The organism is Halalkalibacter alkalisediminis, assembly GCF_028610705.1.
GTDB lineage: Bacteria > Bacillota > Bacilli > Bacillales > Bacillaceae_D > Halalkalibacter > Halalkalibacter alkalisediminis.
Genome location: NZ_JAQQWT010000002.1, coordinates 182,576 through 197,745, shown reverse-complemented (window position 1 = coordinate 197,745; position 15,170 = coordinate 182,576). Strand labels below are relative to the sequence as shown.

At 37.9% G+C, this 15,170-nt stretch carries 14 protein-coding genes and 3 pseudogenes; 10 read left to right on the top strand and 7 right to left on the bottom strand.

Annotated elements, in window-relative coordinates; all coding sequences use genetic code 11:
- From parC to pfkA, 3 genes are all read left to right on the top strand, one after another.
- Complete coding sequence (parC, locus tag PQ474_RS03440; protein ID WP_273840583.1) at positions 1 to 2,454, top strand: DNA topoisomerase IV subunit A; 2,454 nt, start codon at positions 1 to 3, stop codon at positions 2,452 to 2,454.
- A gap of 153 nt (positions 2,455 to 2,607) precedes the next feature.
- The gene (locus tag PQ474_RS03435; protein ID WP_273840581.1) at positions 2,608 to 3,087 is read left to right on the top strand and encodes a metal-dependent hydrolase; all 480 of its coding nucleotides are present in this window, start codon (positions 2,608 to 2,610) and stop codon (positions 3,085 to 3,087) included.
- 104 nt (positions 3,088 to 3,191) lie between these two features.
- A complete protein-coding gene (gene pfkA / locus PQ474_RS03430) occupies positions 3,192 to 4,151 on the top strand; it encodes a 6-phosphofructokinase (RefSeq protein ID WP_273840579.1) in 960 nt (319 codons plus the stop codon).
- Positions 4,152 to 4,267: 116 nt separating this feature from the next.
- Here pfkA and PQ474_RS03425 read toward each other — a convergent pair whose 3' ends face one another.
- The gene (locus PQ474_RS03425) at positions 4,268 to 4,459 is read right to left on the bottom strand and encodes a hypothetical protein (RefSeq protein WP_273840578.1); all 192 of its coding nucleotides are present in this window, start codon (positions 4,457 to 4,459) and stop codon (positions 4,268 to 4,270) included.
- 21 nt (positions 4,460 to 4,480) lie between these two features.
- Complete coding sequence (locus PQ474_RS03420) at positions 4,481 to 4,735, bottom strand: DUF1292 domain-containing protein (RefSeq protein ID WP_273840576.1); 255 nt, start codon at positions 4,733 to 4,735, stop codon at positions 4,481 to 4,483.
- A gap of 103 nt (positions 4,736 to 4,838) precedes the next feature.
- On the opposite strand from PQ474_RS03420, the gene dacB reads away from it, so the two are divergent.
- The 3 genes from dacB to PQ474_RS03405 are packed head-to-tail and all read left to right on the top strand — an operon-like array spanning position 4,839 to position 7,727.
- A complete protein-coding gene (gene dacB, locus PQ474_RS03415; RefSeq protein ID WP_273840574.1) occupies positions 4,839 to 6,278 on the top strand; it encodes a D-alanyl-D-alanine carboxypeptidase/D-alanyl-D-alanine endopeptidase in 1,440 nt (479 codons plus the stop codon).
- Between the two features lie 59 nt (positions 6,279 to 6,337).
- The gene (locus tag PQ474_RS03410) at positions 6,338 to 6,586 is read left to right on the top strand and encodes a hypothetical protein (RefSeq protein ID WP_273840572.1); all 249 of its coding nucleotides are present in this window, start codon (positions 6,338 to 6,340) and stop codon (positions 6,584 to 6,586) included.
- A 34-nt stretch (positions 6,587 to 6,620) separates the two neighbouring features.
- Positions 6,621 to 7,727 (top strand): hypothetical protein, encoded by a 1,107-nt coding sequence (locus tag PQ474_RS03405; protein ID WP_273840570.1) that lies wholly within the window; start codon positions 6,621 to 6,623, stop codon positions 7,725 to 7,727.
- A gap of 17 nt (positions 7,728 to 7,744) precedes the next feature.
- On the opposite strand, the gene PQ474_RS03400 is transcribed toward PQ474_RS03405, so the two are convergent.
- Complete coding sequence (locus PQ474_RS03400) at positions 7,745 to 8,665, bottom strand: VanW family protein (protein ID WP_273840569.1); 921 nt, start codon at positions 8,663 to 8,665, stop codon at positions 7,745 to 7,747.
- Between the two features lie 159 nt (positions 8,666 to 8,824).
- Positions 8,825 to 9,307 (bottom strand): YqeG family HAD IIIA-type phosphatase, encoded by a 483-nt coding sequence (locus tag PQ474_RS03395; RefSeq protein WP_273840567.1) that lies wholly within the window; start codon positions 9,305 to 9,307, stop codon positions 8,825 to 8,827.
- Between the two features lie 230 nt (positions 9,308 to 9,537).
- Here PQ474_RS03395 and PQ474_RS03390 point away from each other — a divergent pair.
- The 3 genes and pseudogenes from PQ474_RS03390 to PQ474_RS03385 form a co-directional block, all read left to right on the top strand.
- Positions 9,538 to 9,783, top strand: a pseudogene (locus PQ474_RS03390) (hypothetical protein); the annotation flags it as partial.
- Between the two features lie 15 nt (positions 9,784 to 9,798).
- Positions 9,799 to 10,180 (top strand): annotated as a pseudogene (locus PQ474_RS26325) (phosphoheptose isomerase family protein).
- A 142-nt stretch (positions 10,181 to 10,322) separates the two neighbouring features.
- Positions 10,323 to 10,799, top strand: a complete 477-nt coding sequence (locus PQ474_RS03385; RefSeq protein ID WP_273840566.1) for a CBO0543 family protein — start codon at positions 10,323 to 10,325, stop codon at positions 10,797 to 10,799.
- Between the two features lie 130 nt (positions 10,800 to 10,929).
- Here PQ474_RS03385 and PQ474_RS03380 read toward each other — a convergent pair whose 3' ends face one another.
- Entirely contained in the window at positions 10,930 to 11,736 is an 807-nt protein-coding gene (locus PQ474_RS03380; protein ID WP_273840564.1) for a UTP--glucose-1-phosphate uridylyltransferase, read from the bottom strand.
- Between the two features lie 106 nt (positions 11,737 to 11,842).
- Positions 11,843 to 12,802 (bottom strand): NAD(P)-dependent oxidoreductase, encoded by a 960-nt coding sequence (locus PQ474_RS03375; protein ID WP_273840562.1) that lies wholly within the window; start codon positions 12,800 to 12,802, stop codon positions 11,843 to 11,845.
- A 168-nt stretch (positions 12,803 to 12,970) separates the two neighbouring features.
- On the opposite strand from PQ474_RS03375, the gene PQ474_RS03370 reads away from it, so the two are divergent.
- Positions 12,971 to 14,005: an AbrB family transcriptional regulator gene (locus tag PQ474_RS03370; protein ID WP_273840560.1), complete on the top strand. Its 1,035-nt coding sequence runs from the start codon at positions 12,971 to 12,973 to the stop codon at positions 14,003 to 14,005.
- Positions 14,006 to 14,078: 73 nt separating this feature from the next.
- On the opposite strand, the pseudogene PQ474_RS03365 reads toward PQ474_RS03370, so the two are convergent.
- A pseudogene (locus tag PQ474_RS03365) lies at positions 14,079 to 14,948 on the bottom strand (DUF4372 domain-containing protein).
- Between the last annotated feature and the right edge of the window lie 222 nt (positions 14,949 to 15,170).

The window sequence follows — 15,170 nt, the reverse complement described above, 5'->3', positions numbered from 1 at the left end:
TTGGCACAAACAGAGCGTTACTTAGACCTTCCCTTAGAAGATGTTATTGGGGACCGATTCGGTCGCTATAGTAAATACATTATTCAAGAACGTGCATTACCCGATGCGAGGGATGGGCTAAAGCCAGTTCAACGTCGTATTTTATATGCGATGTATAAAGAAGGAAATACAGCTGAAAAACCATTTCGTAAATCGGCTAAGACCGTCGGTAATGTTATTGGTAACTATCATCCACATGGAGATTCTTCCGTATATGAAGCCATGGTTCGGATGAGTCAGGAATGGAAGGTTCGTAATCTTTTAGTAGATATGCACGGGAACAATGGTTCGATTGATGGAGATCCTCCAGCAGCGATGCGTTACACAGAAGCGCGATTATCTAAAATCGCTGCACAGCTCTTACGTGATATTGATCGTGATACCGTCGATTTCATTCCTAACTTTGATGATTCTGAGGAAGAACCAGTTGTGTTACCTGCCATGTATCCGAATTTACTTGTAAATGGATCGACAGGGATTTCATCTGGTTATGCTACCGATATTCCGCCTCACCATTTAGGTGAAATTGTTGATGGTGTAATCATGCAAATGGAAAATCCGAATACGACACTTGAGGACTTGTTACAAGTGATTAAGGGACCAGACTTCCCAACGGGCGGAATTGTTCAAGGATTAGATGGGATCAGGCAAGCCTATCGCACAGGTAAAGGTAAAGTAGTCGTTCGTGCAAACACAGAAGTAGAAGAAATTCGCGGTGGACGTAAGCAAATCGTGATCACGGAAATTCCATATGAGGTTGTAAAATCAAACCTTGTTAAAAAAATGGATGAACTTCGTTTTGATAAAAAAGTTGACGGAATAGCTGAAGTCCGAGACGACACCGATCGAACTGGATTGCGGATTGTGGTAGAATTAAAGAAAGAAGCAGATGCTACTGCAATCTTAAACTATCTATTAAAAAATACCGATTTACAAGTTACATATAACTTCAACATGGTGGCTATAGCTAATAAAGCACCGAAGTTAATGGGTCTTCAACCGTTAATCCAAGCTTACATTGATCATCAGAAGCTTGTGTTTACAAGAAGAGCGAAATATGACCTGAAGAAAGCACTGGATCGTCAACATATTGTTAAAGGTCTAATTAAGGCTATTTCCATTCTGGATGAAGTAATCACAACAATTCGTGCATCAAAGGATAAGAAAGACGCAAAAGAAAATTTAATTTCAAAATATGATTTTACTGAAGCTCAAGCGGAAGCGATTGTCACCTTGCAACTTTATCGTTTAACGAACACGGATATTACGACTCTTGAAGAAGAAGCTGCAGAACTCGAACGTCGTATTCATGAGCTTGAAGCGATTCTTGAAAGTGAAAAGAAATTAATTTCAGTTATAAAGAAAAATCTACAAACGATAAAGAAAGAATTTGCAGATCCTCGTCGAACGATTATTAAAGAGGAAATTGAAGAAATTAAAATTAATATGGATGTATTGATTGCTTCTGAAGACGTGATGGTTACAGTTACAAAAGAAGGTTACGTCAAGAGAACGAGCATTCGTTCTTATGGAGCCTCAAATGGTGAAAATCCTGGCATGAAAGAAGGAGATTATCTTCTTGGCCACTTCGAAATAAATACCATAGAAACTTTGTTATTGTTTACGAAGCTAGGAAATTACTTATATATTCCAGTACACCAACTCCCTGATATAAGGTGGAAGGACAATGGCCAGCATGTTGCCAATCTCGTTAGTGGGCTAGAGCGAGAGGATGAAATCATCAAAGCATTGCCAGTAAAAGAATTTAAAGAAGAAGAATCTCTTTTGTTCATTACAAAAAATGGAATGGCAAAACGTTCGCAGTTATCGCTTTACCAAGCACAACGTTTCTCCAAACCGTTGATGGCAATTAAGCTTAAAGAAGATGATGAAGTCGTAGCCATGATGCATACTACGGGTACTGAAGAATTATTTATCGCAACAAACTTAGCTCTAGGCCTGTGGTTGAGTGTAGATGAAATCAACTTGGTTGGTCAAAGGGCTGCAGGGGTAAAAGCAATTAATTTAAAAGAAGGCGACTATGTCGTTGGTGCAGACACGTTTTTGGTAGATGAAAAGAAAGTTGAGTTTATTATCATTACACAACGTGGAGCCGTTAAAAAGATTCCTATTACAGAATTTGATAAATCAAGTCGTGCAAAACGTGGACTTGTGATGCTTAGAGAGTTAAAATCAAACCCACACCGAGTGCTTGCATGTAAGCGAGTCACGAAAGAAACGTCCCACTTAACCATTCGGACAAAGAATGATGTTATCGAGACGATAGATCCTAATAATTATCGTAACAGCGATCGTTACAGCAATGGATCCTTTGTTGTTGATGTTGCCACAACTGGTGATGTGATTGAAGTATGGGAGGAAATTGATACAACTCTAAAAACCGATGAGGTTTAATCTCATCGGTTTTTCCATCTTTATATATTCCTTTAGAAACGATTTGATCTATATGCTCTTAAAAACGAACCTTACAAATTACAAGATTATTTCAGTTTATTATAATAATGTTATGTAAACTAATAAAAATTAAAACATAAAAGGATGAACACAATGAAAGGGACCACCCACATTATTGGAGGAATAGCCGCTGCCGTTGTTTGGCATAAATTTACGAATACACCGATACAAGAACCGATCTATTATTATAGTGCTGCTTTTATTGGCTCGATTATCCCAGATATTTGTCATCCAAAATCAATGATCGGGAGGAGGCTTCCGATTCTTTCGCGGATTTTCAGCAAAATATTTGGTCACCGCTCCTTAAGCCACAGCTTATTATTTATGATGCTGTTATACATACTCTTTCAGCAATTAACTTTTATCGGTTCTACGTCATTGGGGCTTGGAGTATTAGTTGGTGTTGCAAGTCATATTTTGCTTGATTCAATGACGACACAAGGTGTTAAATTTTTATATCCATTTAAAATGAATGTGAGAATGCCACTATATGTAAGGACGGGGTCATTAATAGGGGAGAATTTTGTTACATTGAGTTTATTGGTCCTTACTTTCTTATTTTTGTTCACTTAAACGTTTTCTTAACTTGACCATAGCCAATAAATCGGTAGAAGTATAACCGCTTAACAATATAGAAATACTTTTAAAAAAGTTAAATCTAATCTAGGAGTGATTTCTTGAAACGAATTGCTGTTTTAACAAGCGGAGGAGACTCTCCAGGGATGAATGCGGCTGTCCGCGCAGTCGTAAGAAAGTCTATTTTTCATGATTGTAAAGTATTTGGGGTGTACCGTGGCTATGCGGGGATGATAGAAGGAGATATAAAAGAACTGGATCTGGGGTCTGTTGGAGATATTATTCATCGGGGCGGAACGATGTTACATAGTTCAAGAAGTGAAGAATTTAGAACCGTAGAAGGTCAGTTGAAGGCTGTTGAGCAATTAAAAAAGCATGGGATTGAAGGCGTCATTGTTGTTGGTGGAGATGGTTCTTACCGTGGAGCCCAAAAGCTTTCAAAACATGGGATTGCAACCGTGGGTGCACCAGGTACGATTGACAATGATATTCCCGGAACCGATTTTACCATTGGCTTCGATACGGCTTTAAATACGATTATTGATTCAATTGATAAAATTAGAGATACTGCTAGTTCACACGAACGAACTTATGTGATAGAAGTCATGGGACGTCATGCTGGTGACCTAGCCTTATTAAGTGGCCTAGCTGGTGGCGCAGAGACGATTTTGTTACCAGAAGTCGGACATAATATGGATGACATCATTGATCGGTTAGAGCGTGGTGCAAAGCGTGGAAAAAAACACAGCATTATTGTGGTTGCAGAAGGAATTGGAAGTGGCTTTGATGTGGCAAAAGATATTGAAAAAAGGACTCAATTAGAAACGCGTGTCACGGTTCTTGGTCATCTTCAAAGAGGTGGATCTCCAACCGGATTTGATCGAGTGTTAGCTAGTCGTTTAGGCGCGTATGCGGTAGATTTACTACTAGATGGAAAATCAGGTATAGCTGTTGGTCTTGAGAAAAATCAACTGGTTCATTACCCATTTGATGAGATTTTCCAGAAACCACATCAGATAGACAAACAAGTCTATGAATTGTCAGCACAGTTATCCATTTAAACTCGATTTAAAAAAATTACTGTATCACATTATTTTTGTGTGAAACCGAAATCCGCACCACTTATATTGAACTGCACTCCAATTGTTAGACGCTAACAATTGGAGGTGCAGTTTTTTTATCCTTGTTCCGTTTCTTTTGACGTTGCAGTAGCACCGTCATACTCACGGTCAATTTGGCCTGTCGTTTTGGGCCTCGATGATAACGAATAATCAGCCACTTCTTTTGGTCCAGTTAAACCAAATAACCCCATATTTCCTTGACCCATACGAACATTTTCAAAGACGTTGTTTTCTTTCCTCGTTGCCATGGTTTCACCTCGAAATAATATTTAGTCAGCTGGATTTGCATCAACCGCTATTTCGTATGCATAAAGGATTGAATCTCTCTCCTCGGGGTCCGTGATACCCACCAAGTACTGACCATCAGCTTCATCCTCAACACGCATTAAAATGGTGTCTTCATTAGATGATAATAGAGCATATGAGTGTTCTTCCATGTCAAAAAGTGCTTCTACTGAATAATCCTTTGTTTGCCCATTTTCATCTTCAATGGTAATCTGATCGCGCATTTCGTTTGATTCCACATGTATCACTCCTTAAAGGATGTACTGTTACTTTTCCCTATAGGAATCGTAATTATTTTAGCAAGAGATTCCCATACTAACATGGACGAAGAGGAGGGTTTGAATGAGAGCAAAGATCGGTTTCATTCTGATCATGTTGTTATTGATAAACTTATTTATGCCAAATGTACAGGCTTTTGATCAACAAAAAATAGAGGACCTTTTGCAAACGAGTTCAATTTTAGAAGGAGCCATTATTAGTGTAAGTGTGCGCTCAGCTAAAACTGGTGAGGTACTGTATGAGCATTTAGCTGATACTCGTTTAAGACCAGCATCAAATATGAAACTTTTTACTGCGGCATCAGCCTTATCGGTATTAGGAGACCATCACCGATTTACAACAAATTTGTATACAGACGGAACAATCAAATGGAAGATACTTAACGGCAATCTCTATATAAGAGGGAGTGGGGACCCTACCCTTTTAAAAAAGGATATTGATGATCTTGTTCAACAGTTAAAAGAAAAAGGAGTAACGTTCATTAAAGGAAATCTAGTTGCAGACGATAGTCGTTATGATGCGCAGCGATACTCAGTCGACTTACCTTGGTCAGATGAAGAGGCTTACTATGGCGCACAGGTATCTGCTTTAACCGTTGCCCCAGACAATAATTATGATTCGGGAACCGTAATGGTTGAAATCACTCCTGGAAATGAAATCGGTGAGAAGGGAATAGTCACCGTAACCCCTTTCGCATCCCCTTTAACGATAAGGAACACCAGCACGACCGTTGACATGGACGAAATAACCAATTTAACGATATCGCGTGAGCATGGGGCCAATCATCTGTACATCAAAGGGGGGATACCCAAAAACGCATCTTCTCTTAAAGAAACGATTGCCCTATGGGAACCGACAAACTATGTATTAGAGCTTTTCAATCAATCTTTAAAGGAACATGGCATTACCTTATTGGGTGAATCAAGAATAGACCGAATACCACAAACTTCAAAAAGGGTAGCCTCTCATAGCTCCATGCCTCTTTCAAAATTACTTATTCCATTTATGAAACTAAGCAATAACGGTCATGCGGAAACGCTCATTAAAGAAATGGGATATATAAAAGGAGAAGATGGAAGCTGGGAAATGGGACTACAAGTGTTACAAGATGAAATAAAAAAGTGGGGCATTGAGAGTGAATCAATGATCATAAGAGACGGTTCAGGTATTTCGCATGTAAATGGAATCCAAAGTAGACAAATGACAAAACTTTTATTTGAGATACAAAACGAGCCTTGGTTTGAGTCTTTTCTAAGTTCCATGCCACTTGTCGATGGGCAAAACGAGCTTGAGCGTGGAACATTACACGAGAGAATGAGACTTACGGTCGCAAGTGGAAAAGTTAGAGCAAAGACCGGGACACTGACTTCAGTTAGTTCTTTAGCTGGTTATATTGAACATAGCGAAGATCCTCTGATTTTCTCCATTATTCTTAACCAAGTATTAGACGGGAAACAAGCAAAGCAACTTGAAGATCAACTGGTTTTAGCGATGCTCGAATAGGTTTATTTTAATGTGAGATGATATACCTTATTGACTCTAATGAAAAGGAGGAATCTTAAGTGGAGCATGAACCTTTAACCTATTATGAAAAACTTGAAAATGTCTTTGTCTTAACGGAAACAAAGAATATGCTCGAAGCAAGACTAAAAGAACTAAAGGCGAGTCAACAACCAACAGATAGTGTGGAAGATGATTTAAGAAAAATTAAAGAAGAGATTGAAGAATACACAGATGGAGTAGCGATTAATCCAAATCAAATGGTCGTTACAGCTTTATTTAATCCTGATGTGATGGAAGAAGATGAATAGAAATCGATCACACTAATCTCAAGGAGTATATCAAATGAAAAAATGGATGATGGTGACGCTTTTCCTTGTCTTATTAGGCGCTATACCGACTATTGGATCTGCTACTGAGGCTGCAGGACAGGCATCATTAATTGTTAAATCGTCAAGTCAATCATTGCATCAGACCGTTTTAAAAGTCAGATCAGAAAAAATCGTTCAAGCTCTTTTTCAAGCTACTCAGCTTGAAAAAGTTGATTTTATCCCTTTTACTAATCATTATGTGTTGCTTGAAGACCGTGGGACAATTCGAATATACACGATTGATGTGAACGGTGACTTCTTTGATGTTCAACAAAAAAGAAAGTTAAAAGTCGATCCGAACGCAGCAAAGAAAATCACAAGTTATTTCCGAGGTTTGCATGAGCATCATTTTGGGACACTGTTAAAATGGGAAGAAATCGACGAGATCATTCCTCGATATACAACCTTTACAATTACCGATTTAGAAACAGGATTACGCTTTAAAGCGCAAAGACGTGCCGGCAGTAACCATGCCGATGTTCAGCCTTTAACAAAAGCAGATACAGCAATCATGAAAGAGGCATACGGTGGCAAGTGGAGCTGGAAAAGAAGAGCCATTCTTGTTCATCATAACGGACAGGCTTTAGCTGCTTCTATGCATGGGATGCCCCATGGTGGTGGTGCTTTGGCAAACGGCTTTCCAGGACATTTTTGCATTCACTTCAAAGACAGCCTAACTCATTCAACAAGAAGTCTCGATCTATCACATCAGTTGATGGTGTATAAAGCAGGGGGTATTCTGTCCCCATATGTGAAGCAACTTTCCGCACAAGAAGTTATCGAGACTTTCTTTATTGCGTTAAATCAACACGATTTAGATTTGTTAAAATTGATTTACAACGAGGACCTAGAACAAGCAGAGGAATTCATTAATGAAGTGGAATTGATACGTCTAACAAGTAATAAACGATCGCCAACACTTAATGGCGACCTCATTTTTGAGATTCCGCTTTCTTTTATCATAAAGCAAAAAGACAAGAAGGAAAGGGCCTCTAGCTATACATTTAGATTGAAACGAGAATCGATCACAGATGGATGGACGCTTGATGGGGTTAGAACGGATCAACTATTAAGGAAATGAAACAAACGAACAGAACGTTATCCGTTCTGTTCGTTTGTTATGTTAATTTCTTTTGGTAACTTAAGAGGAGCACCAGGAACACGTCGTTGCTCATTTTCAATCAAGTCAGAAGATAAAATGTACACGAGCATTTGACCACCATAAATTCTAGCTTGTATAAGGATCGGTTGATTCAATTGATTTTTAAACATAAAGTCAGGTCCATACCAGCTTACAGTTGCATCTCGTCCACGAGGCACATAAGGAACACGACGACTATGAGAATAACGCTGGACTATTTTTAGACCAGCATGGTCGATCGCATTATATAACGTCGAAGAAACCTGACAAATTCCACCACCAATGTCTTCCGAAAGTTCACCCCGAACGATGACAGGTGCAGTTAAATATCCGCGCGCTCTCGTTCGTTTCCCAACAACTTCATTAAAGGAGAACGTCTCACCAGGAAAGACAACATGATTATTAATTGCTTCGGTTGCTAGCGAGATGTTGTGCGACCGTTCCTTATTCCGTTTATTAAAGTAAGTTACATACTGACCAATTCGTTGAACGCGAATATTAGACAGAATCTCACTGTTAACCTTAGGATGCACCGGCCGAAGCGGAACCTCAAATTGTGCTTCTTCATTCCCATAATAGTATTTATAAAAGGTTTCATGGAAGGAACGTTTGTCGAGCATATAGCCAATTTGTTCAGGTACGATTTGCCCGTATTTATCAATTTTTGCGTTAACAGGTGGTGTATACACTTGTTGTTGAATTTGATTGAGAAACAACTGATACTTATCTGAATCAATCATTTCCTTTCCGATTAACGGAGAATGAAATTGCATTCTGTTAACGGTTGCAATCGGTTGCCCCTCGTATGTAACAGTCAAATCATCTGGAGTTAAAAATGGGGATGATAAAAACAGAAAAATTGTTAGAAAATAGCTCATTAGTAAATATACCTCCCTAAGTTAGTATAACTACTCAGCTCATTTTTCATGTGAAGAAAAGAGGATTTTGTTTATAACCTGTAAAAAATCATTTGAAGTACTTAAAGTGGGATTGCTTCTAATCAAAAAGACCGCTCCTAAAAAAAGGAGCGATCGATCTTACCAACGCTTTTTCATCCAATTTTCAATCTTACGCTTAAGCACAATTTGGATCGGTTCATGTTCTTGACCTATTGGCTGAACAAGGACAGTTCTGATTCCTACATTTTTGCCACACCAGACGTCTGTAAATAATTGATCGCCTAAAAAGATCGTGGTATCATCTTTTGCCCCTAGTTCATTCATATGCTGACGAACTATACGAGCAGCTGGTTTCTTGCATCGACCAAACCCAATGATCCCATGAGGCTCACAAAAACGATCGACACGAGCTTGACTATTGTTAGAAGCAATGACTAATTGTACATCTTGCTCTTTCAGCATCTGGATCCAAGCTTCTAAATCATCGCCAGCTGGTAAATCGTGAGTCGCTAATGTGCTGTCTAAATCAGAAAAAATGGTTTCAACTCGGTTGGCCTTTAACCAGTCCATTGTAATCTCAGAAAAATGTTGGAGTTCAAAATCAGGTTTAAAAAACTTCATTAAATTCACTGCCTTTATGTATAGAGTTACAATATTGGTTCTTATCGTCCATTCCAAATTATACACTATTTCTGCGTATCTTTTCATTAATTCAATTGGACGATCAGGTAATTAAATGGTCTTCTGTATTCATAAAGATAAAAAGATCGAAGGTAGGTCAAGAAAATGGCCATGTTTGTGCTAAAACGTATAACTGCGAGAAAGAGTTAACAGAAAAACTCTTTTGAAAACTAAAGACCGTTAAAAGTGTTGTAAAAAATGCAAAAACAGCAATTGCTGGAGGAATTAAGTTAGAAACATTGCCTGAGGTCATTAAAGTCAACTGGGACCTTGTTATCGTTAGCGGAGGGATAACGGGTCAAGACAATAAGTTTGAAGCTGCTGCAAAAATGCAAAAATGTAAAAATTTAATAAACAAGGTTGAGTTAAGGATGAAGACAACACATTACCTATCGGTAATCCTTCGTGAACTATAACAATCAACCGAACTAATTAATAATGAACAACCAGAAAAGCTTGTAGAAGAGATACTCAAAACTCGGAAGATTTTTGTACCAGGTGCAGGTCGTTCAGGTTTAATAGGAAAATCATTTGCCATTAGGAGAAATGGGTAAAAAGCTAAAGAAATTGGACATCCGTTGCAACGGTTACGGTCAAGCCCGATTCAACCATTGCAAACCTTTCAAGACAAGCTTAGATTTGCCGGGTTCACCAAAAGATCTATCAGTTGGAGGACTATAAAACGGTTTAACCAAGGGGCTCTCTATTCGAACAAAGCTTGTTATTGTTTTTTGAAGCGAATATTTTAAAACTTATGAAGAAAAAGGTCTAGATTCAAATGAAATGTATGGAAAACATGCGAATTTAGAATAAGACCGTAGCTGTTTAAGAGAAACTAGATAAACTTCTTGTTCCTTTGTTGTTTTATTAAATAAACAACTTATATTTTTTGTAAGAAGGAGGGAAGGAGGGTATGATATAGTTATAAATGCAAAAAATTGGAAAGGAGAAGAGGATGAAACAAAAACACATCACCCTCATTATGCTTGTGGTCTTGCTTAATGTTTCAAAAAAGTCGTGGAAACAAGTGCCTAAGTATTATAAAAGTTTAGCGTATGTTAGTTTCATAAATGCCTTCTATTATTATTTATGTAGGAATTATTTTTTGTGGGAATTCAGACCTAGAAAAATAAATAGGAAGTGGTTACGAGCTGTACATATCCTGTTTGTTACACCGTCATTAGCCCTTTTAAGCTTAAGTTCATATCCTGAGACGTTAAACAAACAAATTTGGCATATTGGCAAATGGTCTTTTTTATCAACATTCGGTGAATATATAGCGGTTAAAATGAAATTAATAGATTACAGGCACGGGTGGAATGTGTTTTGGTCTGGTATCATCTTTACGATTTTATATGTCTACAGTTATCTCCATACAAAGAAACCAATGGAAACATGGATTCTCTCCGTAGTTACACTTGTTTTTTTATAGTTAAATTTCACATTCCGGTAGGGCGTAGACTACTAAAAGGTCCTTTTTTCATCCTTTAGAAAAATCATTAGTTATTCTTGATTTACATAAAAATAGACTAGGCAAACGACCATTTACCTAGTCTTAATAGCTACAAATGGATTCTTTGTACCAGTGCTACATACTCATCTTCTACCCCAATATCAAAACGCTCAGATGAAATGACCTTGCCTAAGCACGCTTGAGTTTTTATTAACTCGGCAATCGCATCGGTTAACTGGATTTCACCACCAACTCCTGGACTGAGCTTTTCTAAAATGGAAAATATATCAGAGGAAAGAACGTAACGTCCAATGACGGCTAAATCAGAAGGAGGTTGGCTTTCTGGTTTTTCCACAATGCCTGTAATGTGATGTACGTCGGATGATAGTTCTGTATTTTTGACAACGCCATATTTTTTCAGTGCCTCAAATGGTACCTTTTTCAACGCTAAAACATTTGGACTTGTCGCGCTATTTAAATCGATCAATTCTGCTAATGGTGAAAACTGATCATATAGATAAATATCATCTGGTAGTAATACGGCAAATGGCTCGTCACCGACAAATTCTTTGCCTTGAAGAATAGCATCACCAAGACCCCTAGCATAAGGTTGTCTTGTATAAAAAAGCTTAACTTCAGGAATTACAATTTTCTCGAGCAAATGTGATTTGTTTTTCTTTTCTAAAAAAGCTTCCAGTTCTAATGAACGATCAAAATAATCCATAATCATCGTTTTACTTCTTGAAAGCACGATTAAGATCTCTTCGATTCCAGCAGCTATTGCTTCCTCAACTATATAATGAATGGCAGGTTTTCCGCCGATTGGGAACATCTCTTTTGGAAGCACTTTTGTAATAGGTAGGCTTCTTGTCCCCAATCCTGCCGCAGGAATAATCGCTTTTCTTACTTTTTCCATATAGCAGGACCTCCTTTTCCTGTTTATATTAGTATAAGGTTGAAGAAGATTGAAGGAACTTGTTCACGTTAAAAAGGGCGAATAAACATAATAAAAAACCTCCTAACTAAAAAGGAGGTGAGACCTGATCATTTATGTTATACCAATCAATAACATTTTTCAAAGAAGCATCAGCAAAGCGTTGCAAGACGTCGTATGTTACATAGCCAATATGAGGCGTTAAAATGGTATTTGTACTATTTTTAAAAGGATTATCTGTAAGAGGTTCAGTTGTGAACGTATCAATCCCAGCACCTAGAAGGTGATGATTTTCAAGCAAGGTAGCTATTGCCTGTTCATCAACAAGCTCACCTCTAGACGTATTGATTAATATGGCACCTTTTTTCAACAGCCGGAGTCGATCTCGGTTTAAAAACTGACGGAATTCTGGAAGCAACCGCAAGTGAATGGAAACAACATCAGACGTTGAAAGAACTTCTTCTAAACTCAGAATTCGAACCTGATAATCTTCCTGTTCATTTGCTTTGTCACCTCGTGGTCTCCAAGCTACCACATCCATCCCAATGCTGTTGGCTATTTGGCTAACGCCTTTCCCAATATGACCAAAACCAATCAAACCAAGCCGTTTTCCTTTTAATTCAAAGCCAGGCGTTTGCTCCCATAATGCTTCTCTCATATAAAGTTGATGAACGGAAAACTGTCGTGCACACCCAATCATCATTCCAATCGTTAACTCGACAACCGATTGAGAAGAGACTCCCTCAGTTGTTCGAATTTCAATACCTTGTTTTTCAGCAAACTCTTGATCAAGATGATTGAGACCTTTTCCCGTTTGGGAGATAAGGGAAAGGTTAGGCGCATTAGATAAAACGTTTTTATTTAAATGAGTACGTTCGCGCATCAACACAACTACCTCAGCATCGTGTATTTCATCAATGATCTCCAGATCGTTTTTAAGTTCCTCATGATGGATCTTAATGTCATGACCAGCTTTTTTTAAAGCAGCATAATATTCCGACTCCACATAGACATACTCGTAATCACCTAAAATAGAAATGGTACTCATATAAATCCACCTCCAATTTAACTTACTATAAATATACCACTAAACAATCATTAGTAGAAAATATAAATAAAGAAGATATCGATTTTTCATAATATTAAAACGATGGTATACTATTAGATACACGAAAGAATATTAAATTCTCATTATAAAATAAAAGAAGGCGGTCACTTGATAAAAAAAAGTATTTATATTTTACTAGCTGTTCTTTCAGGCGGCCTCTTTTCATGGCTGAACGTTCCGGCTGGTTGGCTACTAGGGTCCATGTTCGCAGAAATGATTAGTTCCTTTTTTATTATTAAAATATACCTCCCAAACAAACTGTTTAAAATCGCTTTAGCGTTGATTGGAGCCAACATTGGGTTAATGCTAAGACCTGAACAATTTTTAAATTATCAAGCTTTGCTTTTTCCGTTTCTTTTAACTCTCCTCATCACCATCATAGGAGGAGTTTTATTAGGAAAATTCTTAAAACATTTTTCTAATTTAAATAGTAACACGGCGTTTTTTTGCTGTTTACCAGGAGGAGCATCTGAAGTAATTGCTCTAAGTCACAAATATGGAGCGAACGAACAAATCGTAGCAGCATTCCATACGACAAGGATTACCTTGTTTGTACTCGTAATCCCTTTGGTCGTCGGATTAAATGCACCATTCATACATACAAATGCTTCAAATGGGTTTCCGTTGACTCAAGCTCTTTGGGCGATCCTTACCTTACTAGCCATCATGCTCGCGACACTTTTCTTGAGTCAACGATTACAGTTTCCAGGTTCATCTTTACTTTTTGCGATTGGATTAGGCTTTTTAGCCTATCTCTTATTTCCAACGATCGAAGTCCCGGTAGTGGTGACAGGTGTAGCACAAGCAATTATGGGAGCCATTATTGGCATACGTTTTGACAAAGAGTCACTCTTACAGTTGAAGAGTATAGGGGCGATAAGTGCTGTTACATTATTCATTTATTTTATTGTGAGCCTTGGACTTGCAACGATCTTCTTTGTGTTAACACCGATTGATTGGTTCACAAGTTTATTAGGTATTGTTCCAGCTGGAGCTGCAGAAATGGCCTCTACAGCAGCTACATTGAAGATGGATGCGGCGATGGTAGCGACGTTTCAAATGGCGAGGGTGTTGGCGTTATTGATTTTATTACCGTTCTTGATTAGAATGTTCGCGAAGTCAACTAACACAGAAGTACAGTAAAGTTTTAAAACTCTATAACACTTATTCCATATAATTAGAGAGCGAAAAAGTTAATACCCAAACAAAAGTGGCTCTATCCATGTGGGGTATATTTACAATTTGACTGGACGACAATACTTTGTTTGCTAAGGGATCGATATCCCCCAATTTTCCGAAGCCAAGTAGATCAGCTTCCATAATGCAGCCCTTAAATAACGACTAATTTGCAAGATTTTACGCTTACTTTTCGTTTCGAGTTGCACGAGAACATGGAGGTGAAAGACGATCAGTGCAATAAACACTTGATTGTAAATCGCCCATTCGCTTATAAAAAATAACCTTCATCTGTCATGCGGTCAAAACGTTCGTAATCAAGATAGAAACGGTGAAACACATACATGCATTTCTTGTCATCTACCAGTACTTCAAGTTGGCCACGATCATGTTCTTTCGCGGTTGTCAGCACGGCTTTTTCTGGATAAGATGTTCCTTTTTCCATAAATACAAGGCGCAGATGTAAATTTACACCCGCCTTTGTCTTGCGGAATTTTGCCCACCAATGATTCGGCAAATTGAGTGGAAATGTGTTTGGATCGATGACTTTTAAGGACATCATGAGTTTGGTAGCATGCGTTTTTATACGAATTTGGGATACTAACTCAAGGAAAAGAAGCTGGAAGATATCCGGATTCATGCCGTTTAATTGACGTGACAGCTGTGAAATGCTGATTGAATCAAGATCAAGGCCTTTTTGAAACTGGTCATCAAATAGGGAATCTCCCAACGCGTGTAGACTTTTGATTTATTGGAGCTGCGCAAAAAGTAATAATTTCAAGAAAATATCTGTCGCTAATTCTTTCGTATAGCGATCTAATTTCATTGTTTTCAAATTTTCTTCAAAAACATGAAGATTAATTGGTGAAAACCATTGTCCAAATGAAGTTTTGCGTGTAATCTTATCTATAAATTGGTCCTTTTTTAGTGGATTTGGACGGGTTACCACCTGACTTAATCCATTTTAAAGGACTTTTTCTTTGCACATAATGAGGTTATTGAAAATTCTGGGTATTCTTGGTATTTAAACTAGGATAATGCAACATAAGTGAACAAACATCAAAATAAGAATGTGATTCTTTTTCTAATTATCGAATTGGTTTGTTAACTGGTAGCTTAAGCTCTATGTGTT

Bases quoted from the DNA above. Each gene is read 5' to 3' on its own strand.
- PQ474_RS03400 (WP_273840569.1), bottom strand. From the start codon at position 8,665: ATGAGCTATTTTCTAACAATTTTTCTGTTTTTATCATCCCCATTTTTA.
- PQ474_RS03425 (WP_273840578.1), bottom strand. From the start codon at position 4,459: ATGGCAACGAGGAAAGAAAACAACGTCTTTGAAAATGTTCGTATGGGT.
- PQ474_RS03385 (WP_273840566.1), top strand. From the start codon at position 10,323: ATGAAACAAAAACACATCACCCTCATTATGCTTGTGGTCTTGCTTAAT.
- PQ474_RS03405 (WP_273840570.1), top strand. From the start codon at position 6,621: ATGAAAAAATGGATGATGGTGACGCTTTTCCTTGTCTTATTAGGCGCT.
- PQ474_RS03395 (WP_273840567.1), bottom strand. From the start codon at position 9,307: ATGAAGTTTTTTAAACCTGATTTTGAACTCCAACATTTTTCTGAGATT.
- PQ474_RS03380 (WP_273840564.1), bottom strand. From the start codon at position 11,736: ATGGAAAAAGTAAGAAAAGCGATTATTCCTGCGGCAGGATTGGGGACA.
- PQ474_RS03375 (WP_273840562.1), bottom strand. From the start codon at position 12,802: ATGAGTACCATTTCTATTTTAGGTGATTACGAGTATGTCTATGTGGAG.
- PQ474_RS03435 (WP_273840581.1), top strand. From the start codon at position 2,608: ATGAAAGGGACCACCCACATTATTGGAGGAATAGCCGCTGCCGTTGTT.
- dacB (WP_273840574.1), top strand. From the start codon at position 4,839: ATGAGAGCAAAGATCGGTTTCATTCTGATCATGTTGTTATTGATAAAC.